The sequence below is a fragment of the Paenibacillus sp. VTT E-133291 genome (assembly GCF_002264395.1).
Taxonomy (GTDB): Bacteria; Bacillota; Bacilli; order Paenibacillales; family Paenibacillaceae; genus Paenibacillus_AQ; species Paenibacillus_AQ nitricinens.
The window spans coordinates 1-23,122 of record NZ_NFVA01000095.1 but is presented as its reverse complement, the minus strand read 5'-3'; the positions used below and the strand labels follow the sequence as shown (position 1 = coordinate 23,122).

At 33.3% G+C, this 23,122-nt stretch carries 17 protein-coding genes; 7 read left to right on the top strand and 10 right to left on the bottom strand.

Features of this window, described 5'->3' with window-relative positions; all coding sequences use genetic code 11:
• The first annotated feature begins 200 nt into the window (after window positions 1-200).
• The 4 genes from CA598_RS26450 to CA598_RS26435 are packed head-to-tail and all read left to right on the top strand — an operon-like array spanning window position 201 to window position 7,031.
• Entirely contained in the window at window positions 201-1,562 is a 1,362-nt protein-coding gene (locus tag CA598_RS26450) for a hypothetical protein (RefSeq protein ID WP_094878436.1), read from the top strand.
• Window positions 1,555-4,545, top strand: a complete 2,991-nt coding sequence (locus CA598_RS26445) for a hypothetical protein (RefSeq protein WP_094878435.1) — start codon at window positions 1,555-1,557, stop codon at window positions 4,543-4,545. Before CA598_RS26450 ends, CA598_RS26445 begins: the two co-directional genes overlap by 8 nt.
• A gap of 6 nt (window positions 4,546-4,551) precedes the next feature.
• Entirely contained in the window at window positions 4,552-6,285 is a 1,734-nt protein-coding gene (locus CA598_RS26440) for a site-specific integrase (protein WP_094878434.1), read from the top strand.
• 5 nt (window positions 6,286-6,290) lie between these two features.
• Complete coding sequence (locus CA598_RS26435) at window positions 6,291-7,031, top strand: hypothetical protein (protein WP_094878433.1); 741 nt, start codon at window positions 6,291-6,293, stop codon at window positions 7,029-7,031.
• Between the two features lie 156 nt (window positions 7,032-7,187).
• Here CA598_RS26435 and CA598_RS26430 read toward each other — a convergent pair whose 3' ends face one another.
• The 9 genes from CA598_RS26430 to gfa all read right to left on the bottom strand — a co-directional run bounded on the left by CA598_RS26430 (window position 7,188) and on the right by gfa (window position 17,395).
• Window positions 7,188-7,535, bottom strand: coding sequence for a YhjD family protein (locus CA598_RS26430; protein WP_094878432.1), 348 nt, complete (start codon window positions 7,533-7,535; stop codon window positions 7,188-7,190).
• The gene (locus CA598_RS26425; protein ID WP_094878431.1) at window positions 7,528-7,860 is read right to left on the bottom strand and encodes a YolD-like family protein; all 333 of its coding nucleotides are present in this window, start codon (window positions 7,858-7,860) and stop codon (window positions 7,528-7,530) included. Before CA598_RS26425 ends, CA598_RS26430 begins: the two co-directional genes overlap by 8 nt.
• An 11-nt stretch (window positions 7,861-7,871) precedes the next feature.
• Entirely contained in the window at window positions 7,872-9,131 is a 1,260-nt protein-coding gene (locus CA598_RS26420; RefSeq protein WP_094878430.1) for a Y-family DNA polymerase, read from the bottom strand.
• A 381-nt stretch (window positions 9,132-9,512) separates the two neighbouring features.
• Entirely contained in the window at window positions 9,513-10,790 is a 1,278-nt protein-coding gene (locus CA598_RS26415; RefSeq protein WP_094878429.1) for an IS110 family RNA-guided transposase, read from the bottom strand.
• 157 nt (window positions 10,791-10,947) lie between these two features.
• Entirely contained in the window at window positions 10,948-11,070 is a 123-nt protein-coding gene (locus CA598_RS33125; RefSeq protein ID WP_256990655.1) for a hypothetical protein, read from the bottom strand.
• Between the two features lie 1,195 nt (window positions 11,071-12,265).
• A complete protein-coding gene (gene gshAB, locus CA598_RS26410; RefSeq protein ID WP_094878428.1) occupies window positions 12,266-14,533 on the bottom strand; it encodes a bifunctional glutamate--cysteine ligase GshA/glutathione synthetase GshB in 2,268 nt (755 codons plus the stop codon).
• Window positions 14,534-14,645: 112 nt separating this feature from the next.
• On the bottom strand, window positions 14,646-15,479 hold the full coding sequence (gene fghA / locus CA598_RS26405; protein ID WP_094878427.1) for an S-formylglutathione hydrolase: 834 nt from the start codon (window positions 15,477-15,479) through the stop codon (window positions 14,646-14,648).
• A gap of 5 nt (window positions 15,480-15,484) precedes the next feature.
• On the bottom strand, window positions 15,485-16,600 hold the full coding sequence (locus tag CA598_RS26400) for an S-(hydroxymethyl)glutathione dehydrogenase/class III alcohol dehydrogenase (protein WP_014824368.1): 1,116 nt from the start codon (window positions 16,598-16,600) through the stop codon (window positions 15,485-15,487).
• 216 nt (window positions 16,601-16,816) lie between these two features.
• Window positions 16,817-17,395 carry an S-(hydroxymethyl)glutathione synthase gene (gene gfa / locus CA598_RS26395; RefSeq protein WP_094878426.1) on the bottom strand — a complete coding sequence of 193 codons (579 nt, stop codon included), beginning with the start codon at window positions 17,393-17,395 and terminating at the stop codon, window positions 16,817-16,819.
• A 125-nt stretch (window positions 17,396-17,520) separates the two neighbouring features.
• Between gfa and CA598_RS26390 the strand changes: the two genes are divergently transcribed.
• The 3 genes from CA598_RS26390 (at window position 17,521) to CA598_RS26380 (ending at window position 19,890) form a co-directional block, all read left to right on the top strand.
• Window positions 17,521-17,883, top strand: a complete 363-nt coding sequence (locus tag CA598_RS26390; RefSeq protein WP_094878425.1) for a winged helix-turn-helix transcriptional regulator — start codon at window positions 17,521-17,523, stop codon at window positions 17,881-17,883.
• Between the two features lie 350 nt (window positions 17,884-18,233).
• Window positions 18,234-19,382 carry a zinc-dependent alcohol dehydrogenase gene (locus CA598_RS26385; protein WP_094878424.1) on the top strand — a complete coding sequence of 383 codons (1,149 nt, stop codon included), beginning with the start codon at window positions 18,234-18,236 and terminating at the stop codon, window positions 19,380-19,382.
• Window positions 19,383-19,461: 79 nt separating this feature from the next.
• Entirely contained in the window at window positions 19,462-19,890 is a 429-nt protein-coding gene (locus tag CA598_RS26380; RefSeq protein ID WP_094878423.1) for an ASCH domain-containing protein, read from the top strand.
• Between the two features lie 197 nt (window positions 19,891-20,087).
• Here CA598_RS26380 and CA598_RS26375 read toward each other — a convergent pair whose 3' ends face one another.
• The gene (locus tag CA598_RS26375) at window positions 20,088-22,394 is read right to left on the bottom strand and encodes an ATP-binding cassette domain-containing protein (protein ID WP_094878422.1); all 2,307 of its coding nucleotides are present in this window, start codon (window positions 22,392-22,394) and stop codon (window positions 20,088-20,090) included.
• Window positions 22,395-23,122 lie beyond the last annotated feature (728 nt).

The following is a 23,122-nucleotide window of genomic DNA, read 5'->3' as shown; positions in this document are numbered from 1 at the left end:
TTATGTGGGTGGTTTTTCTGATAACTATTTTCGTAAAGAAAATTCTCAATATTAAGATTGTTTTACCGGTATTTATGACATAAAATTAATTTATCTCATAATTATATTTTTAGAGATTAATATTTCCAGGAACATTTTAATACTTTTAAGAGTTTTCAAATTGGAAGAAGCCTATTAGATTTTTAAGGAGGGGGAAAAATATGGATCGCAATTATGAGAGTATTAAATTTAGTGTAAAAAAAGCAAGTGTAGATTTAGATTTGGACTATAAAGTGGAATATGCAACTATAGTTGTGGAAGATACAAAAACTAACTTTTTTAAAGTGCACCCTGTTACAAATTTTATTAAACACCGCTATGGAAAAACAGATCACAATTACAATACACAAAAAAGAGCTGCAGACGTCGTTGTACAGTTCTTAAATTGGTTGATTATTGATAACTATGAAATCTACAAATTAAACTCCTTAAAAGATCTAACCCTTTCGCATGGTATTGACTTTTTAACACATCTAAAAACAACTAAGTACAAGAAAAACAAAGATGAAAAAGGTAGATATAGATCTAGAGGAACATTAGAACACGCTGATATGTATCTAAAATACTTCTTCAAATTCTTAAAAGATAAAAAAATTATTCAAGGTCAGTTGGCAGAAATTATTGATGATAATACATACAAATTAAAAAATAACAAAGAAACAATCGGTTCTATCTTTATTGGAAATGGATTTTCACTACCAGCTAAAAATGTAACAAGATATGAATTAAGACTAGAGCATTTCCCTCACAATAGATTAATTACTTTATTATTGGAAGTAGCAGATTCAGTGGCACCAGAAATTGCATTTGGTATTTATCTTCAAATATTTGGAGGATTGCGTAGAGGTGAAGTGGTAAATGTTTTAAGAAGTGACCTACGTGAGATTGGTCCTAACGGAGAGTTTGGCTTATCTGTTAGGATAGGATACAAACCTTATTTATGGGAGAGGCTGAACGATATTTCATCCTGTTCAGTAAAAAGGGATACCAAAATATTCCCAATACAACCAATTCAAGTTATACCAAGCCTCTCGATAACATTATTAAAAAATCTAAAAAGTAGATTGGAAACTTTACAAAAAATTAATAAACATAATGCGTTATTTATTGATAACGAAGGTAATCCAATGAGTGGTGATACATATGATGCAAGGTTTAAAAAAGTTAAAGAACAATTTTTAAAAACTGTAAAAAAAGAAATGCCAGCTTATTACTCAATTTTATCAACTAATTCCTGGAACACTCATATCGGTCGTCGTATCTATACAAATATGATGGCAAAGGTAGTTAATGGACCATCTGAATTGGCCCTTCTTCGAGGAGATAAGAATCTGGCATCCGCACTTGCCTATATGAGTAAAGAAGCTATTCTTCATGAAATCCAAGATGGCTTGCAAGAAATGTATCAAGAGAGTATTAATTCATGTGATGATTTGGATGTGGAAACAGTAAATTTATCACAAAAATACTGTGAAGGAATAGTAGAATCATTTTCCAGAAAGGATGTTTTAACTTTTGGATAGAAAACTAATGCAAAAAGAAGTTGTAGATTTAACAGGCTTTAGTCCAGATAAAGTTAAAAGATTAGCTGAGCTAAAAGTAATCGAATTTGATGGTAAACATTATAACGAAGGTACCGTAAAGCAATATATGAATTATGAACTAAAAATATTGAATGATTGTTGCGATTTAAATGAATTTATAACAATAGTAGGAATACCTAAATATACTGGACTCCATAATATCGAATTGCATTTCCCTGATGAGTTTCCCCTTCTTAATATAATAAAACTAACTTCCCCTATTAATGGGAAATACGTTTATATTACTAAAAATTCAGCTATCGATTTTAAGGTTACTTTGGATAGAAAAAGGGCAATATTCAAAACCCATATTTCTACAAATAACCTTAATAGAAAATATGGATTAGGATTTAAAAGATTAAAATATTATACAGAGATTAGAAAACTTAATCCAATAAATGCGCCTACTGGATTTAAAGAGCAAGGTTTATACTTTCCAATAGAAGAAGTAGAAACAGTTGTAGCTGAGGAAAAAAAATTTCTAGAACGACACTATTCAGTTAGTGATGTAAAAAAATTACTTGGTTATTCAGAAGGTAGTACATCTTCAATTATGGAATTAGTTAAAGCAGGCTATTTAAAATTTCACAAAACAGATTTCGGATTGGAAAGTAATGGTGTTAGCTCTAATAAATCATGGATAACCAAAGACTCTCTTCACTTATTTATAGAGTCTTTGGAAAATGACTACATTAAACTAGACTATATAGTTGACGAATTAAAACTTACACGCAATTACTTAAAAAATAAATTCTCAGTTGAAGACAAACTTATTATTAGTAAACAGACATATGTAAAGAAAGATAATGCATTACAATTTATAAAGAAATACTATTTAGATAGTATTCCTAATTTAGATAGTACCCCCGATTTAGATATTATTCCCGAAAGCTGCTTTCCCTATGAAGAACAAAATTATTATATTTTTAAAAGTATTAATAAACTCTCCTTAAGAAGAGAAAAAAGTTTATATAGCCTATTACAAAAATCTGAATATAAAAACTTATTTAAAGATTTTGTTGAACCTAACGACACTGAAGGATATTGGAAAATTAATAAAAAAGAAGTAGATGACTATTTAGAAATGATCAACGATTTAAGAAGAAAATATTATACACGCCCCGAACTACTAGATAAATTAAATCTACAGAAAACTTTTAGATATATCCCAATAACTGCTATTGAAATGCCTTTATATATGAAATTTTTCACAAACTTAACTGGGGAATACTTATATGATAAGCAAGATACTTTACGTTTTTTAGAGAAAAAGGAATTATTTTCACTCGTTTTCGAGCAATTACATCTTGAATTAAGCGATTATATTAAAAATTATATAGAGGTAAGAGATATGCCTGTACATCTAGAGAAAACTGTAGAACTATTAAAATCTTTTGCAGAAAAGTCTCTATCTTCAAAACAAGCTAATCCTGATACCTCAGAAAAATATAAACGACAGTACTTATTATCGATTGAATATTTAATTAATTACAATCTAAAAAAAGAACTTTTTAACTATGACAATGCAGAAGTCCAATTATTAATCAATAATTGTCCAACAACAAGTCGAAAAATCTACATTTGGGAAATTTTGCTTTTTATAAAAAACGAAAGGTTATGTAAATATTCACTTGAAGAATTGCCTAACCCAAGAATAAAACGCTCTTATAAAGAAAATGAAAAGATTAGTTTTGAGGATTGGATTAATATATACAATTATTGCTTAAAACTCGATAATCACTTAAATCACGCTATTGTTGATAAACAGTATGCAAATTTATGGTTATTCATAATGATCCTTTTAACTAACGCTTGGAGACCTAGCGATGTATTTCGCATTCCCCCTATTCAACCCGAACTAATTGGAGTGCCAAATATAGAATGGTTTAAAATTTATAAACTTACTAAACCTCAGGCTCAAAAAATTATTAATATCATCAGAAGTTATAACTTAGTTACAGCCAAAAATGGCATGCCTAGAGATTTCACATGTAACCTTGATCTAGTTATACCTATGGTAACTGCATTGTGTATTTGTGAATTTCATAGACGTAAAAATAATTCCTCATCAATAATTGATTTTACTAGCGAAACCAAAAAGAAAAATAGGATTCGAGCAAGTCAGTTTAACTTATTTTTCAAGAAAAGTGATGATTTAAAACACATCAAATTTTCGCCATTAATTGCTAATCGTTCACTTATGGAACATCTTTTCTATTCTATACAAGAAAAAAAGGGGAAAGGTAATTCAGCATTTGAATTGGTTATGAAACTTCGCAAACATAAAACTGAGGTAACAAAAGAATATATCGGCTATGGTGAGAACCAAATTTCAATTCATTTATTTAACCGAGGTGAATTTGGCTTTTTATACGAACAATTAATAGAACTTTTAACAGAAGTTAAAGAAAGTTCATTACAAGAAAGAACAACAGAAATTTCATATGTAAAACAATTTTTTGAACCATTTGAAGTTGAAAATCTTTTTAACTTCTTTTCAAAAGTAATGAGTGAGCAAGAACAAAATTTAATGGACCAACTTTTATCTTTATCACCCGATGATGCATTAGAGCATATACGAAATATGTATCTAGGACAAATGCCAGCAAAAAATCCAAACACTCAATGTCTAATTTATCCTAATTGTCATAGACCTTCAAACCAATATAGCTGTAATCAGTGTCTATTTGCTGTTCATAATGTTTATGCCTTAACTTCAATCTTTAATGAATTTGAAGATAGTATACAGAGGTATAAAAACTCAAACAAAAAAGGCGTAAAACAAAGAGAACAAAACACCATAATAAAAATCCAAAACCTCCTTATAAAAACAATAGAAAAATTTGGAGAGGATTATGTATTTAGTTTTTACGATGGTGGAGAAAATTTATTCACGCAAAAATTAGCGCTTTTAGAGGAGTGAGCAAATTTGTCGCAAATTATCGCAAAATCCGACAATTACGATGATATAGAGGAATATTCAGATGATGAATTTATAACTAACCAATCCATAGAAATAGCTAAAGAAATAATTGTAGAGTTAAAAATTAATCATGTTCTAATCAACGGAGAATTTGATGAAGATAATTGGACATTGGTAGATAACAAGGAAATAAACATTCAGAAATATTTCACTTTTAACGATATTACTGACTCTGTAATAAAAATTAAAGTTAAATGCTGGATTTTAAATTATTTACTAAAAATAAAACCAAGTTCAGGCGCAATTTATTTACATAATTTAAAAGAGTTTTTAACAATCACCAATAATTTATTACTTCAAGATATCGAAGAGATTGAATTTTCTTTAAATAATTTAGATTCCTCAATCCGACACCCTATTTTGTTATCCGGTGTAAATTTCATTGACTATATATACAGTAGTAGAAACGCGGATTCCTATATTGAATTATTTTTAAACCAATTACGTTTATTGTCCGCAAAGTTTACTCGTTCTTATAACACAAGAGACTTACCTCCATTTAAGGACATTATCAGATTTAGTTATATACTTACATCATACGCTAGAATATGGGATGCAAAGCACGAATTGAAGTTTTCACCAGTTTTGATATGGTGGAAATTAACTTCGATTATACCAATGAGACCTTCTGAATTTTGTTCAATTAAAAGAAACTGTCTGTCTGTCAAAGGGAATTCCTATTACATAACATTGCCTAGACAAAAACAAAAAGCCACAACAAAAACTTTTGAGGTAATTGATACATTACCAATATCTCAAGAAATTTACAACCTTATACAAAGGTACCTTATTATATCTGAACCTTTTGGTGAAACCAGTACACTTATCTCTGCTTCAGTCTATCGAAGTACTATGATACAGTTTCCATCACAAGTCAGAAAAAGAAAATTTAATCCAAATTATTTTGTTCTATATATGTTAAATAATCTATTAAATTCATTTTATAACGAGGTCATAAATGCAACTTTTAGTCTTGAACCAATAAAAAAAATAAACTGGATTAAAAAGAAATATAATAAAAAAATGAATATCGATCAAGAATTAAATGAATTTATTACTGATAAACAGATTATAAAAATACAACCCAATGATACCAGACACTATGCCATTTGCAGTATGATGATTCAAGGTTTTAATCCACTTACTATTGCACGGATGGCGGGTCATCAACATTTAGAATCTCAATATCATTATCAAAAACACATTGAATTTTTTATTGATTCTAATGCATATGGGACAATTATAGAAAATCGGTTAATAAATAAAAATGATACTGGTAGCTTCGACTCCACTCTAGCCATAAAAGATATTGTTCTTAAATCACTTGCACCTGAAGAATTATTTGACTTCAAAGATGAGGTTGAAATCGGCTTTTGTACAGACAAATTAAAAAGATGCGAATCTAGAATTTGCCTTCTCTGCTCAAAAAATTGGATTCCCCGTGAAGAAATAGAAAAAAATCTCAAGGAGATTATTGAACTAAAAACGGGATTAAAGAAGAAACTTAAAAATAGATCCGATACACTTAAAAGAATTTACAAAGACATCAAAGTAGAATATAAAAATTGTAGGATTAGCCCTATCGACCTGGAGGAATTGGCCAGAGAATCCAAGTTAACGATAGGTGATATCCATGATTATGCCACGCTTATTACAAATATCTTTAAAGAGAAAGAGTGAAATTAATGATTAAAACAAGAAATCCCAAAGGAGCCGGAAGGAAAAGAAAATATGATAATCCAGAAGAACAAACTAGATTAAAGAACTTAGTTTATCTGTATAGAGAAAAACATCCTTCTGGAATAATCAAAATGGCCGATATGGTAAGATTCTCTGAGGAAATGAATAAGATAAATCCAGATGAATTTCCAACAATATACAAGAAAGATGTTTGGTCTACTTGGGGAAAGGAATTCATTAAAATAGCAAATGAACCAATTACTATAAAAATTGAGTCGGAAACAGGTTTAAAGATTGAAATACCCAACTTTTCTGACATTGTCGAAAAATATTCTCATGATAAAACTAAATTATTAGAACATCTTTTACCTTCTGAGAATTTTTTGCATGAATCTTTAGCTAAGAATATCAGTTTAGCCGAACGAAATAGTGAATTGGAACACCATATTATTTCATTAAAGCTTAATGTAAATGAACTTGAGGAAACCATAAAGAAATATCAAAAAATGAATTTAGAGATGGCACATCATAGTGGTATAGACAAATATAGAAAAAAATATGGGTTAGTAAACCAAATATCAACTTCAGAAAATCTTGATGCTTTTGATAATTTAGATAACCTTCATTCTTTCCTCGAACCTAAGTCAGAGCAAAATAATAATTCTATAAAAGATGATGTTAAAGACACTGACATTAACAAAAAAGACAATATTGTATTAGCAAACTGGAAAAGATTAAGAAATTAATCATATTCTTAATACGAAAAATAAGACCCTGTTTCAAGTAAGTTGAAACAAGGGTCTTATTTATTTTGTTTATCAAAAATATTAATGGTGATATAAAGAGGTTAACTATAGTTGCCATGATATACTAGTGGGTTAAGGAAATAGATCTAATACCTTTCATTTGTTACTTCTAATATGATTAATCAACAGCTTTTCCACCTGTGATTTAAGAGCTTGATTTGCATAACGGAGTACTACATCATTACCTGCAGTGGCAACTTGCACATCACTAAAATATTCATCAACTGGTTGCCAACCTACTACTCGTATACTTTTTTGTGCAAGTTTTCGTTTGAGATTAAAATATTCTTGCCTTAGATCCTTTAGCAATGAATCCATCATTGGAAGAAATACTGTTTTCATTTTAAACTGCTCTAATTTACAATAATCAACCTGTAATGATTTAACTGCTAATTCTAATAAAAGATACTTATGAAGTAACTGTCTTTCGTCGGCTTTAATCATAGTAACTAGCATCCAGTTGGGCTGATTGAATATTTTGGATTGGAATGCTTTCCGTTTTAAGTAGTGTTTCAAGTATGAGTTCATTAGTATTCATCGATTTAACTATTCCAGTCCATTGTGTGATTTTATGGTCCTTCCACACTTCTAAAGTAACTGCCAATTGCTGATTAAAAGCTTGATTAATTGTTTTTTGTAGTTCTTCCATCTCCCATTCAGTCAATGCTCTCGGCTGTTCCGTATACTCTTCTTTGTACTCTCTGAGAAGCTCTAAATGTTCTGGCAACATCATCGATGCCCATTTAATATTCCCTCTATCCTTTATCATTCCAATCACTCCTATGCCAAATGGCCACCAACTAAGCGATCTCGTTTAATAGCTGTACCAGCTTTTGTATAAGAAACTGCTCTTAATATTGAGGTAGCTCCAAACCTGTTACGTATTGCATCCATTGTAGGACCGATTATCTGACGTTGTGGCTTACGTTCATCAAATAAATCCAATTGAATGCTATGTTCTTTCTCTAGGTTGGATATTCTGACTGATAATTGTCTTGCTGGCTCTCCAGCAAAGTGCTCATCCAGTAATTCAATACAAGTTTTATACATCACAAGCGTTTCACTTGTTGGCACTGCAATTGTTTTAGAACGATGAAACCCTTTGGTCATGGCATTATGACTATATGAAAGTCCTAAGCTGATTGTACGGCCAACAAACCCTGCATCACGTGCGCGTTTCATTACGTCTTCACACATTTCTAGAAGCACTACAGAAATCTCTTTTCGTGTGTGATAATCCCTCATCAGCATTTGACCCTTACCAAAACTTAAAGCTCCGTTTGTTATTAACGGTTCCCCTAATTTTGATAAATCTATTCCCCATGCATGGTAATAGAGTTGATTGCCAATTATGCCAAAGCGCTTTTCTAATTCTGCTAAATCTGCATTTGCCAAACCACCAACAGTTTGTATTCCCATAGCATTTAGATTTGCTTCCATTCGTTTCCCTATGCCCCACATTTCAGATAAAGGCCGTACAGGCCATAATTTCTTTGGAATATCCTCGTACGTCCATTGGGCAAAACCTGTTCTCTTTGCATCAAGGTCTAACGCTAATTTAGCTATTAACATGTTTGGTCCCATCCCTACTGCACTTGGTACATTAAATTGATCCAGAATAGCTCTTTGTATTTCCTTAGCAGTTTCCTCAGGCGAGCCCCATAGCTTCTCAGTACCAGTTAAATCAACAAAGCTTTCGTCCACACTATACACATGTATAGCCTCGACTGGTACGTAATTAGAAATCAATTTGGTAATTGTCATCGACATTTGAATAAAGAAACTCATTTTAGGCTCAAATAATCTAATGTCAGGATGTTTAGGTATTTCCCAACGTCGACTGCTAGTTTTGATTTTGAACTTCTCCCTCATCAAAGGTGATACAGCAAGCACTATGCTGCCTGGGTGGTCAAAGTTTGCTACTACTGCAATTGGAATTTTTAAAATATCTAGTCCATGTAACATTGCCACGCAGCTTGCGTAAAAACATTTCATATCGATACACATAATAGGTTTATTTGGCATACCCTCATAATTCATACAACTTCACGCTCCCTCTATAAATGTTGATATATCAACGGTCTGACCCGTTTTTAAAGTGATGAAAATATTTTTTCACCGCATAGTACATATAGTCTTTTCTAGTTCTTCAATTCATTGTCATTTGGTGAGTACGCTTCGCTAAAGTTAATTGAAAAAAATTAACTTTTAATTCCACTATATGATGCACTAATGGATCTCTGCGATGCTTATGACGACTCACCCTCCCATGTCTCTTGGCGTCTAGCGCATACATTCCTTCGTTCGGTCTATTCATAAGGCAGAGGCTGGCGATGCTCCTTAAGGGACTCGTAGTCTTATGGTGAAAATAATGCCGGCTTCTCCGTGTCATCCTTCTGTTAGAGGTCGAGTTCTGATTGCTTAGGCTGCCTCTCCGAGACAATAAAGGTCTTTCATCATTTGGCTCACATCAAAATGTACTTTCTTCTTGCACAAGGTGTGTAAAATCTTCAGTAACTTTCCACAGAGCACGACAATCGATTGTTTCTTTCGAAGTGGATTGATGGTGCGTGTAGTGTAATAATCATGTAATTGCTTAAAGGCCTCATTATGACGAATTAACGGTATCATGACACGGAATAAAAGAGCTCGAAGTTTTCTTCTACCACGCTTAGAAATCCGTTTTTGTCCTTTATGCTGTCCAGAAGAGTTTTCACGTAATGTGAGTCCCGCTAGTTTGATTAATTGGCGTGGATGCTCATATTGTGTAAGAGAACCAACTTCGGAAAGCAGCTCGACAATTGTTACGTCTCCGATTCCAGGTACTGATGCTAAATACGCATAATCCGTCATTTGTTTTGCCAGTTCTATAAGCTGGACTGTTAATTCATCAAGCTGAGCTTGCATCAATTGATACTGGGAAAGTAGTGTAGCGATTTCAATGCGTGCCATCACTAAGCCTTCTGTCAGTCCAATCGAGCTTTGTGCCACCTCGACTAATTGTTTTGCCTTTGGTAGCTGTGGACTTTTCATCCCATCTACTTGGCGGTATAAAAATAATAATTCTTCTGGCGTTTTCCCTTGAATGTCCATCGGCAGTGGTGTCTTTTCAAGCGCCGCATACGCCATTTTCCCGAAGTTTTTAAATACCTGTGTAAACTCAGGAAAAAAGCGATCTAACCAACGGATCATTCGATTTTGTAAGGCATTTACATCTTCTTGGATTTTGGCACGCAAGGTTGTACCATTACGCAATTCAGCTTCCACGCCTTCTAGAATACGTGGGTAACTAAATCGTCCATCTCGCATTAAACGTGCAATGACGAGCGCATCCTTTTGGTCATTCTTTGTTTGAAGATTGTCATCTAGCTCTTTGGAACGATTGACATGATGAGGATTCACCATGATAAATGGAATTCCATGTGCTTGAAGATAGGCAGCGAGATTCATCCAGTAGTGACCTGTGGGCTCGAAACCGACAAGAATTTCACTTTTTTCATGGGTAGCACGTAAAGCCAGTAATCTTTCATAAAAAGCATCGAAACCTTCTCTTGTTTGCGAGAAAGGGAACGATTTATGGAGCACGCGTCCTCTTTCATCAACCGCGCATGCATAATGTGTACGCTTGGCAATATCGATACCGATGACGAGTCTTTTTTCAGAGACTTGATTAATCTTTTGGTTCCTATTAGAATTCATAAAAGGAGTCCTCCTGTGTGATAGTGGGTCAATGGCTGTTGACACTCATGCATCATACAAGAGGGCTTTTCTGATTTCAAGCCCCTGAAAATCCTTCTAACAGGAATGCTCCTTATAAACAAAAGGAATAATGACGGGAACATTACTGATCAAAAAGTTAAATAACCAAAATTCCAATAACTTTTACATTCCATTTGGTTAAGGAACCCTCTTTTTCTACATACATAATGTTCACTAATTGATTGCACTGTTGCATAACTTTAATCAGTCGCTCTCTCATCTTAGTTTCCTCTTTCTATCTCTTGAAATTTCCTAAATAATAACTGTATATTATTGATATTTTTTTGCCACAATGATTTTTCCCTTTACCTAGCATATGTAAGAACATTTGTTTGTATACATATATTAGAACAAACGTTTGCTTTTTGGCAATATTAAATTTTTGGAAATAAAATAAGGGTAGGTACTAAAAGCATAATCTACCGCTGTCAAGTAAACAAATGAGCTGTCCTTTTATCACCAATCGAAATATGTAAAACTTTTCATAATAGGGTAAGAATTCTGTTTAAAGGCTATGAAAACTAACTTACGAAGAAAAAATAGATGAATATATAGTATATGTTAGGCTTTTTTACCACCCTTACATATTTCTTTGTTTAAGGAAGCAGTCCAGATTGTGGAATAACTCATAAATGAATATTGGATATTTATGTTAAAATCGAAAAATGGACGGGGGAGATTAAATTATGGATATTATCACATTCGGTGAAAAGAAAGAAGATATAGAATACAAAGGAGAACAGCTGTTTATTGTTTAATGTTCGATATTCATAAAGAAAATGCAGGGATTCTTCAAACAATTGATGGAAGTATTTTCTTCTAGGCAGCGGAATTTCGTACAGTGAACACTTATGTGGGGTTTAAAAATTAAATAACATTTTCAAACATAATGAGAGAAATAAAAATGACAAAAGGTATCGAGAATGCTCTTCTAGATACCTTTTGTCTAAAGTTCATAAATAGGTCATAAAAAGCAAATAATCAATAGGCACTTAAATTTATTATTTCAATATACAAAAATTACACATCTAACTTGAAAAGAATTTCCTTATGATAGTGTGAGGTTAGAAAAGTTATTTCTAATCAGGAGGGCTAACAATGCTACCTAAATATTATACTAAAAAATATGTTCTAAATTAAAGACATTCAATACAACAACAACCCTTAATTGTTAGGCGTCGCCCAACAATTAGAGATGCTTTTCTTATGATTAGATTTACGCTAAAGAAAATAAACGCAGTCACAACCTATTCAAATAAGCATGATGTTTATATAGTAATACAGAATTTAAACAATAGTATTTTAACCCCGCCCTAATCAGGACGGGGTTATACATGGTTGAGATTTGAATAGTTAATGCTTTCTTGTCATTCAATAGCCTAACATTGTATCTTCAAATTCCAATAGTGGCGTCCTTAATTTGACTGTAATAGTTCGGGGAATAAGTAGTGTATGATATGCATAGTTAAACGTCGTGACTCACCTTTATATGGATAAATGTGCATATACATGGATGGATTAAAGTTTGCTTCAATAATTCCATAAGCATTTTTATTAGCAGCGGGAATTTCGGTATTTTCAATAATCAAATCAATACCGCAAATTTTAACTCCAAGTGCTGCTACCGCATCCACTGCTACTTTTTTATAATCATCAGGAATTTGATCTGTCACATCAATCGAATCTCCCCCTGTACTAATATTAGAGTTTTCACGCAAATAGATAATTTCATCATTCTTTGGAATTGAATCCATTCGACATCCTTGGGCTTTTAGCATAAGGTTCTCCAATTCACCTAATTGTATGATTTCTAAAGGGGTCCTATGGTCTTTACCTCTTAATGTATCACGATTCTTTTGCATAACTAACTCTTCGATTGTATGTTTACCGTCACCTTTAACATTCGCAGGAACTCTTAATAAAACAGCCTGAACTTGATTATTTAATACAAAAAATCGATATTCTGTTCCATTAAGAAACTCTTCTACTAATATGGAAGAGTCTTCTTGGAATGCCAGTGCAATAGCCTTTTGATAATCTTCGTAATTGGCACCTTCTTTGAAAATCGATATTCCTAATCCATAGTTTGTTGTTTTTGGCTTCACAACAAAAGGCCTAGTAGAAAAGAGAGCATAGGAACGTAAAGCCTGTTCAATTGTATGAAATTCCTCACCTTTTGGCACACGGAATCCATGTTGTTGAAGAATTTTCTTTGTTACTGTTTTATTTTCCATAATTAAAGTGGATACATAAGTATCTTTACTTGTCATATTTCCATTTTTTACATATTCAACATGATCTTTTAATTTCAACTTTAAAAATTGATCTTGTCGATCCAAGATTTCCACTTGGATTCCTTGTTGTATTGCATCAAACATTAAAATCTGAGTAGACAATTCCATGTCAGTAAATCCTGTTAATTGATAAGGCTTATCCCATGATTTTTTATAATTTGCTTTAGCAATCAACGTTGCCACTTGACCTTGACTGTTTTTTTCACTTTCTTTATAAAGTCTTCCAGCTAAAGTCTTGCTTGGGTCCATTATCATTTCTCTCAGATGAACAAATAACGTTTCAGAAGTAGCTAAATTTAAAGTTGCTGCTAAATGTTCCATTTCATCGATCATGTTTTTAGCTTCTGTTTCAAATTGTGTATGATTTAATGGGTGCTCAAGAGCCACTATATCATTGTGAATATTCCCCATTTTTACCCACTCATCACAATCTTGCCCTTCATCTTTCCATAATAAATAAATTAAGAAAAGATGGAAAAATTCTGCTTGCTCGTAGCTAATTCCATGCGCTTCAAATGGATTTAAATCTATATTTCGCAATTCAATATAACTAATGCCGTGATTTTCTAGGTCAGAAACATGATATCCACCTCTTAAACGAACAGGTGAATAAAATTCTCTATCTGCTGAAAGAAGTCCCTTTTTTACCATCAAAGAGAGATCTGATACATAGTTCTGTATACTGCTATATGAAACTTGAACATCGTCGGAATTTGTATAACCATATTTACTACTTCTAATACTTCTTACTACATCTTTCAACGAATCTTCTTCAAAAAAATTCTTTTCACTGCTAGGAGAAGCTCCATAAAAGTAAGTGACTAACCAGCGATAGTGTAAATAGTTTCTTGTGGCTTTTAGATATATCTCTGTTTTAAAATGTTGATAATCTTTAATCTCTGATTGTGCTTTAAATAACGATTGAATTAACTCATCTCCAAATTCAAAGTTAAAATGAACACCACAAAGCATTTGTTTACGACGACCATAAAAATCTGATAAATATTGACGATATCGAATATTTTCTTCCTTTTTTAATTTCGCAATTACAATATCTTCATCTTTTTCTGGTAGCTGTGGCGGCATACTTAAAGGCCAAAGCATTTCATCTTCACCCATAGACCGATAAGCAACATCATGAATCGCTGCCAAGTAATCAAATAGTTCCTCCAGTGTTTCGGTAACAGGTGTGATTATTTCCATCTGTAATTCTGAAAAATCTCGCTGAATATACGGATGATCATCTCGCAACGAAATACTTTTAGGATGATCTGTTTTAGCTAAATTCCCTAATAAATCAACACGTTTACTTTCTTTTTCAATCCCATATCGGGCTTTTAATAAGTATGGTTTAACACATTCATTGACTAACATTTTTTTATAATCCAATTTAACGATACCCCCGATCATTTTTTAGTTAATAACCTGAGAAATATAACAACATGTAGCCATCGAAAAATATCCACATTTAATGATAATGTGGATATTTTTTCAAAAAAGGTTATCTTAAATACTTCATATGAAAGGCGAAATGTTCCTCTAAGAAAGTAGCTATGAAGAAATAACTATGATCATAGCCCTCCATTTTTTTGTAATTTACTGGTTTATTATTTTCCTGAGCCACCTTTAGGAAAAACGTTTCGTCTAATTGTTCTAAATAAAACTCATCTTGAGTACCTTGCGTAATGAGAATAGGTGGCATACTGATTTCCTTGATTAGTTCTGAAGTATCCCATTGTTTCCAAGTAGCTTGGTCTTCACCTAAATATGCTGAGAAGGCTTTAATTCCCCAGGGGACTTGACTTGGACTTAATATTGGTGAAAAAGCAGAAATCGCTTTGAATCTTTCTGTATTTTTCAACCCAATTACTAAAGCACCATGACCGCCCATAGAGTGCCCCATAATACTTTCTTCACCAGAAAAATGAGGAACTAAAGATGCCGCTATTTGTGCTAATTCATCTACAATATATGAATACATTTTATAATGCTTTGCCCATGGCTCTTGTGTAGCATTAACATAGAAGCTGGCACCTTGACCGAGGTCATAGCCTGCATCATTTGCTACATGCTCTCCACGTGGTGAAGTATCTGGAATCATAACAGCTATTTGATATTTTTCAGCCAATCTTTGGAAGCCACTTTTTTGACTAAAATTATCATCTGTACATGTTAAGCCAGATAACCACCAAATAAGAGGGATTTTTTTCTCTTCTTTATTGGATGGTAAGAAGATGCTAAAGGTCATATCACATTGTAAGGTTTCTGAATAATGGCGGTACTTACATTGTTCTCCGCCGAAAGAGTGATGTTTTTCAATAAGTTTAAAACTCACTTTTCTCACTCTCCATATGTTAACATCGTACGGATGGACTCACCCTTATGAAGCAACTCAAATGCCTCATTGATGTCTGTAAAGTTTAAATGGTGTGTGATAAATGAATCGATATCGATTTTACCGTTCATATAATCTTCCACCATTCCTGGAAGTTGTGTTCTTCCTTTTACGCCACCAAAGGCAGAACCACGCCATACTCGACCTGTTACTAATTGGAATGGGCGAGTATGAATTTCTTTACCAGCGCCAGCTACACCGATAATAACACTTTCGCCCCAACCTTTATGACATGCTTCCAAAGCTGACTTCATTACCTCTACATTACCAATACATTCGAAACTGTAATCTACGCCTCCATCTGTCATTTCAACAATGACTTCTTGAATTGGTTTATCAAATTTAGAAGGATTTACAAAATCAGTTGCGCCCATTTTTTTCGCTAATTCAAACTTATCCTCATTTAAATCTACAGCAATAATTCGGCTTGCTTTTGCTTGAACCAATCCTTGAATAGCGGCTAAGCCAATGGCACCTAAACCAAATACGGCTGTCACAGCTCCTTCTTCTACTTTTGCAGTGTTGTGTACAGCACCAATCCCTGTAGTCACGCCGCATCCAAATAGTCCAACTTTATCAAGTGGTGCTTCTTTGTCAATTTTAGCCAAAGAAATTTCGGGAACGACTGTATATTCACTAAATGTACTAGTGCCCATGTAATGATAAATAGGCTCTCCATTATAAGAAAAGCGAGTCGTTCCATCAGGCATTAAACCTTTACCTTGCGTTTCTCGTACAGCACTACATAAGTTTGTTTTACCAGAACGACAGAATTTACATTCTCCACATTCAGCCGTGTATAGTGGAATAACATGATCTCCCGGTTTTACTAAAGTCACTTCATCTCCTACAGCAACGACTACACCAGCACCTTCATGACCTAGTACGGCAGGAAATACGCCCTCTGGATCATTACCTGATAAGGTAAAAGCATCTGTATGACAGACAGAAGTATACAGAATTTTTACTAATACCTCCTTCGCTTTTGGCTCTTCTACATCGATTTCTACAATTTGAAGTGGTTCTCCTGGATTAAATGCAACAGCAGCTCTACTTTTCAAATGAATCCCTTCTTTCTTTTTTATAATCTTTACTTTTCCCATGATTACATACTATAATACACAATGGAATACTGACGTTTTTGTCACTATAGACATTATTTTATATCGAACACTATTTAGAAAGATGAGCAATTTATATCTATAAGATGGGGTGAAAAGTACCTCATCCAGAAATATTCTTTTTCTGAATGAGGTACTTCTAATATTTACTATGGTCTAATCCCTGTATGTCCCTTTTAATTTAGCTGTTTGGATTGAAAGCACATCCATTAACTCAGGTGACAAACAATCATAGGTAGGTAAACCTATATTGTGTAAAGCATTTCTAACATCACTCATTTTTGAAGCTGGTGTTCCTGTTTCAATTACCGAAGAAACAAATGCTGCGAATTGAGGCGCCGACCAGCCATTTTCATTAGATAATTCTGTGTGTACAAAATCTAATCCATAAAATGCATGGTCTTCATTTCTAATTCTTCCAAATAAATGGGTACCACAATCTTTACAAGCATGGCGTTGAATTACTGCTGATTCATCGATCACTTGTAATTTATCTTCATTGCTTAATACCTTAACATTATCTTTACCTACAACGGCAACAAGTGAGAAAATAGCTCCCTCTGGTTTCCAGCATTTAGAACAACCACATGCATGGTTATGCATTGTTTGGGCTGTCACAGCTACTTCTACAGGGTTATTTTCACATAAGCATTTTAATGTTCCACCCGAAAAATTTGAGTCTTGTTGATAGTGATATTCGCTATCTAATCTTGGATGAAGTAAAACTTTTGTCATAAAATAATATACCTTCTTTCTGTTTTTATTGTTTACACCACTAAGAATACTCTTTATAATAAACATTACAATACTGACATATTTGTCATTATAAACTTTTTTTTGCAGAAGGGACCACAAATTTTATGGTTATTCATTATAAAGACAAGGAATTTTTCACTGGGAAAGATTTAGCTCTATCCGTAATAGGAGGTCGATGGAAAATATCTATTATATGGTGTTTGTTGAATCAATCCCCATTGAGATTAAGTGAAATACAAAAAAAGCTTCCTGATGTGAACCAGCGCATGTTAATTAGACAATTAAGAGAATTAGAAGACGATAAAATAATTACCAGATGTGTCTATCCAGTAGTCCCTCCAAAGGTTGATTATGAACTTAGTGAAATTGGGCATCGTTTAGAACACGTAGTAACTGCCATATGTGATTGGGGAGATAGTTTTAGTAAGTTTGTAGACAACACAACTGATAAAGAACTGGAGGAATGAAGCTAATGGTAATCTAAATCAGTTCTAGTATGAGATATTTTTGGCATATAAATACAAGCATTTTAAATTCAAAATTTTGTACCTTTTGTTATCAATGTATCGAAACATATAAATGAGTAAAACCACAAAATGTCAGTATATAGCATTTTGTGGTTTTTGAATTAAAAAAATTCTCAAGTATCAATTTCATTTTGCAATAAAATACATGTATCAAATTTATAAGTATAACATTTGGAAGAACTCCAATTCAAGAAAGAAGTTCTTTGGAACACATTGAAAGAAAGCAAACTGTATACATTTTAATTCATTGGGCGATACTGAAATTCATTGACAAACTAGGGGGTAAATAAATGAAAGCAGTCACGTACCAAGGGATTAGAAATATGCAGGTTAAAGAAGTACCAGACCCAGTTTTAATAAAAAACGACGATATTATTGTAAGAATCACATCAACTGCAATCTGTGGTTCCGATCTCCATATTTATCAAGGATCATTACCAGCTCAAAAAGATTATGTAGTCGGTCATGAACCGATGGGAATTGTTGAGGAAGTTGGACCAGAGGTTACACGTGTCAAAAAAGGTGACAGAATTGTATTACCTTTTAACATTGCTTGTGGTCATTGTCACTATTGCCAGCATGGTATGGAAAGTCAATGTGATAATGCCAATACTGACCCTAATCCTTATAACATAGATACTGGTGGGTATTTCGGGTTTACAGACCGATATGGTGGATATATCGGAGGTCAAGCAGAATTATTACGTGTGCCTTATGGAAACAATATTCCCTTTGTTATTCCTGAATCATGTGAGCTACCTGATGAATCAGTATTATTTCTATCTGATGTATTACCAACAGCTTATTGGAGCGTCGTACATGGTGGAGTAAAAAAAGGTGATACGGTCGTTATTCTAGGTTGTGGTCCAATCGGCTTAATGGCACAAAAGTTTGCTTGGATGCATGGAGCTAAACGTGTGATTGCTGTTGATCGTCTACCATACAGATTACAAAAAGCAAAACAAATGAACAATGTGGAAACAATTAACTTCGAAGAAATCGTTGATACTGGACTGCATATCCGTGAACTAACACAAGGTGGGGCGGATGTGGTTATTGATTGTGTAGGTATGGATGGCAAAAAAACAACACTTGAAGCTATTGAACAAAGTATGAAGATGATTGGAGGTACATTAAGCCCTCTTAAAATTGCCTCCGATGCAGTTCGCAAATGTGGGACAATTCAGATTACTGGTGTTTATGGCTCCAAATACAATCAATTCCCACTCGGTGGTATATGGGAAAGAAACATTAATCTAAAAATGGGACAGGCACCCGTTATCCATCTTATGCCAATGCTATTTGATAAAATTATATCTGGCGAACTTGATCCAACTCAAATCATTAGTCACACAATTCCATTGGATCAAGCAAGCGAAGCGTATCGAATTTTTAATGACCATGAGGATGAGTGCACGAAAGTTATTCTAAAACCATAAACATGAAACAAAGCCGTACTCTTTTGAATACGGCTTTCCTTTATCATTCAACTATATTAAGGGAAGTAGGATTACTTACATGAAGGTACTTTCAATGATTCAACCTTGGGCAAGCCTCTTTCTTTCTAATGAAGTTCAATATGAAACAAGGACATGGAATACTAAATATCGTGGTCCATTAGCGATTCACACCAGTAAAAAGTTAGATAGTGCTGCTTGTAATGATAATACAATTCAGCCTCTGCTCAGAAAACATGGATTGGACAAAAGTAATCTACCAACTGGTCAGATTATCGGTGTGTGTACTCTTATAAATTGCTTCAAGGTCATCGAAAATAATCACGTTAGTGCAGTATTAGAAGATGGGCGTATCGTTTCAGGGAATAACTATTTTTTGGGGGATTTTAGAGTAGGGAATTATGTGTGGGAAGTTTCTAATAAAGAACTGTTAGTGAACTATATACCAGCCAAAGGAAAATTAGGGTTGTGGGATTATGATATAAATTAAATATGGCTGTGGACACTATACAAAATTCTTTTGTGAGTTAATAGAAAACGATAAGCCATGATAAGGGTAATGATTAAAAACTAAAATGTGCTAACAGTCAATTTTCGTCAAATTGATTGTTAGCACATTTTTGATAAGAAATTTCTGCCATCTAAAGTCATATTGGTGATGAACTTAGTTGACAGAAATTATTTATATTAGCGCAAATCCGAAATATTCTTGTTATTAAAACTATCTTGTTCTAAATAATCTTTTATAGCTTTACCTGTTCGTGAGTTAGCATCATATTGACTTTCTTCTGGTTTTCCAACATAACATACTTGCCCTCCATACTTACCTGCATCAGGTCCCATATCAATTAGCCAATCTGCTTGACTAATTAAATGTAGATTATGTTCAATCAAAATTAGAGTATTTCCTTGATCAACTAAATCCTCAAATAATGCAATCAAATTTTCAGTATCACGAAGGTGTAGCCCAGTAGTTGGCTCATCTAAAAAATAAATACTACCCGTATGATTTAATTCAAGGGCCAATTTAACTCTTTGAACTTCTCCACCAGACAGAGTAGTCATGGATTGATTAAGTGTCAAATAGCCTAGTCCCACTTTAACCAATGTTTGAACTTTCTTATAGATATTATCCTCATATTTAAAGAAGTTGAGCGTATCTGCAAGTGTCATATTTAAAACTTCAGAAATATTCTTCTCTTTATACTTATACTGTAAAGCTTCTTGATTATATCGTTTACCATGGCACAGCTCGCATTCTTGAATAACTGGGTCCATGAAAGCCATTTCTGTTATCATAACCCCTTTCCCTTTACATCTAGGGCATGCGCCTAAGCCATTATAGCTAAACAAGCGTGTTGTAACGTCATTTGCCTTTCCAAATAATCGACGAATTGGGTTTAAAATATCAAGATAAGTTGCAGGAGTAGATCGAATATTAATACCTACAGCATCTTGACTGAGATCAACGTAGTCTTGGTCTGCCACTCTACGTTTAATTGCAGAAACCAATGTACTTTTTCCAGATCCAGCAGGTCCTGAAATAACAGTCATTATACCTGTTGGTACCTTGGCACTAACATCTTTAAGCGTATGTTCAGTTACATGCTCAACTGTAATCCAATCTTTTGGTTCTCTACATGGAGATCGGAATTTTAACGTTTGATTCAACATTTTTCCTGTAATTGTGTCGGATTCTAATAATTCATTATAGGTACCAGTAAAAGTCACGTGACCTCCGTTTATTCCGGCTTCAGGTCCTATTTCAATTACATAGTCAGCCATAGAAATAATACCAGGATTATGATCAACTAAAACTACCGTGTTTCCTCGTTCTTTTAGCTTGTTTAATGAATCTATAATTAATTTAATATCATGAGGATGTAAACCTACACTAGGTTCATCTAAAATATATACTAAATCAGTGAGAGAACTAATTAAATATTTAGCAATTTTTATACGTTGGGCTTCTCCTCCAGATAAAGTGTCTGTACCACGATTTAGTGATAAATATCCTAATCCAATATCAATAAGTGCAGTTATTTTATTTGATAACTCGGTCACCATTGATTGAGCGATTGGATCTTTAATTTCTTGTAAAAATTCTAAAGCTGTCACAAGATCCATTGCACAAACTTCAGCAATATTTTTACCATTGATTAAACACGTTAGGGCTTCATTGTTCAATCGTGCACCATGACAAGTTGGACATACTTTATTAGTAACAATTTCGTCAACGGCTGCTTGATGCCTTCTTCCTGAAGCACTGTGTACTATTGATCTCATTATTCGAGGAACTAATCCCTCATACAATGCAGTTTTAGGCCATGATTCCGGTGGATCAGTTAATTTTTGTCGGGGTGCATTCATCAGCAGTTGATATTCTTCATCAGAGTAGTCTTTAATCTTCTTATCTAAGTCAAATAGTCCCGCATCACTATATTCTTTCCATCGCCATGTTCCAGGTCTAAAACCAACAAAAGTGAGTGCGCCTTCATTTAAGGATTTTTCAGGATCAATAAGTTTCGTTTCATCAATCTCATCTACAAAACCCAGTCCTGCACAATGTGGACACATTCCTTGTGGGAGATTAAATGAAAACCATTCTGAATATCCTACCCAAGGGTTACCTACTCGAGAAAAGAGTAATCGCATTATGGAATAAATTCCAGTGTATGTAGCTAAAGTAGATCGTGCGTTTCGTCCTATTGTTTTTTGTTCAACTACAATTGCCACGGGTAAATGTTCGATACTATCCACTTCAGGTTGTCCATATTTAGGTAAATATTGTTGAGTAAAACTTGGAAATGTTTGATTTAATTCTCGGCGAGATACCGCAGCTAAGGTATCAAATACCAAAGAACTTTTACCTGCACCTGATAGTCCAGCAAAGACAGTTGTTTTATATTTTGGTATTTTAACATTGACATGTTTAAGATTATTTTCTTGAGCATCATTTATCTCAATATATCCACGATTAAAAATATCAGACATAGTTATTCCTCCTTTTAAATGCAACCACAGATTGATTAAAGTAAAACAGTATTACAAATTATAGTATTTCCATACAATAGTTATTTTAATTAATACTTTCTAATTCAGTCTATCGCAATCTTTTGATTTTAGAAATCAATTACCCGAGATGTACAAGCAACTCAAAAAAACACTGCAACTAGCAATGATGAATTATTAGAAATTATTCAAACACTTATTGCAGAATTAAAGGCGAATCCAGTTGGTGAAGCTGAACTACAAGAAGATTTTTTAGATGATTTAACGGATATTGTTGATGCCACGCAAAATGGGGAACAGCAAAAAAGGTTTGATTTGTAGAACTTTGGAGAAACTCAAATCTGTTAATAAACTTTTAGCAGAAGGTACAATACTTGCTCTTAATGCTCAACGATTAATCTCTTACCTGGGGCAACTACAAATTCCGATGGGATAAATATTTGTAGTATTTATAAAAAAAGAAGATTGTACATTTAAAACAAAGTTCAAAACTCAGAGGTGATTTTTATTAAACAAAGAACACTAATTTCAATAAGAAAGTAGAAATCAAACAGGAATAAAACAGGAATATCATCTGACATCCAATAGCTTTATATGTAAATTATTGAGTAGCTGAGTGAATTAAAGAATCCATCTTCTAGAATAAAATTAAGATAAGTATTGATAGATAACACTTATTTAATTAATCGCCTAAAAAAACATGCACATAA

Bases quoted from the DNA above. Each gene is read 5' to 3' on its own strand.
- CA598_RS26385 (WP_094878424.1), top strand. From the start codon at position 18,234: ATGAAAGCAGTCACGTACCAAGGGATTAGAAATATGCAGGTTAAAGAA.
- CA598_RS33125 (WP_256990655.1), bottom strand. From the start codon at position 11,070: ATGAGAGAGCGACTGATTAAAGTTATGCAACAGTGCAATCAATTAGTG.
- CA598_RS26375 (WP_094878422.1), bottom strand. From the start codon at position 22,394: ATGTCTGATATTTTTAATCGTGGATATATTGAGATAAATGATGCTCAA.
- CA598_RS26425 (WP_094878431.1), bottom strand. From the start codon at position 7,860: ATGATAAAGGATAGAGGGAATATTAAATGGGCATCGATGATGTTGCCA.
- CA598_RS26380 (WP_094878423.1), top strand. From the start codon at position 19,462: ATGAAGGTACTTTCAATGATTCAACCTTGGGCAAGCCTCTTTCTTTCT.
- CA598_RS26390 (WP_094878425.1), top strand. From the start codon at position 17,521: ATGGTTATTCATTATAAAGACAAGGAATTTTTCACTGGGAAAGATTTA.
- CA598_RS26415 (WP_094878429.1), bottom strand. From the start codon at position 10,790: ATGAATTCTAATAGGAACCAAAAGATTAATCAAGTCTCTGAAAAAAGA.
- CA598_RS26435 (WP_094878433.1), top strand. From the start codon at position 6,291: ATGATTAAAACAAGAAATCCCAAAGGAGCCGGAAGGAAAAGAAAATAT.
- CA598_RS26430 (WP_094878432.1), bottom strand. From the start codon at position 7,535: ATGATTAAAGCCGACGAAAGACAGTTACTTCATAAGTATCTTTTATTA.
- gfa (WP_094878426.1), bottom strand. From the start codon at position 17,395: ATGACAAAAGTTTTACTTCATCCAAGATTAGATAGCGAATATCACTAT.
- CA598_RS26450 (WP_094878436.1), top strand. From the start codon at position 201: ATGGATCGCAATTATGAGAGTATTAAATTTAGTGTAAAAAAAGCAAGT.
- CA598_RS26420 (WP_094878430.1), bottom strand. From the start codon at position 9,131: ATGAATTATGAGGGTATGCCAAATAAACCTATTATGTGTATCGATATG.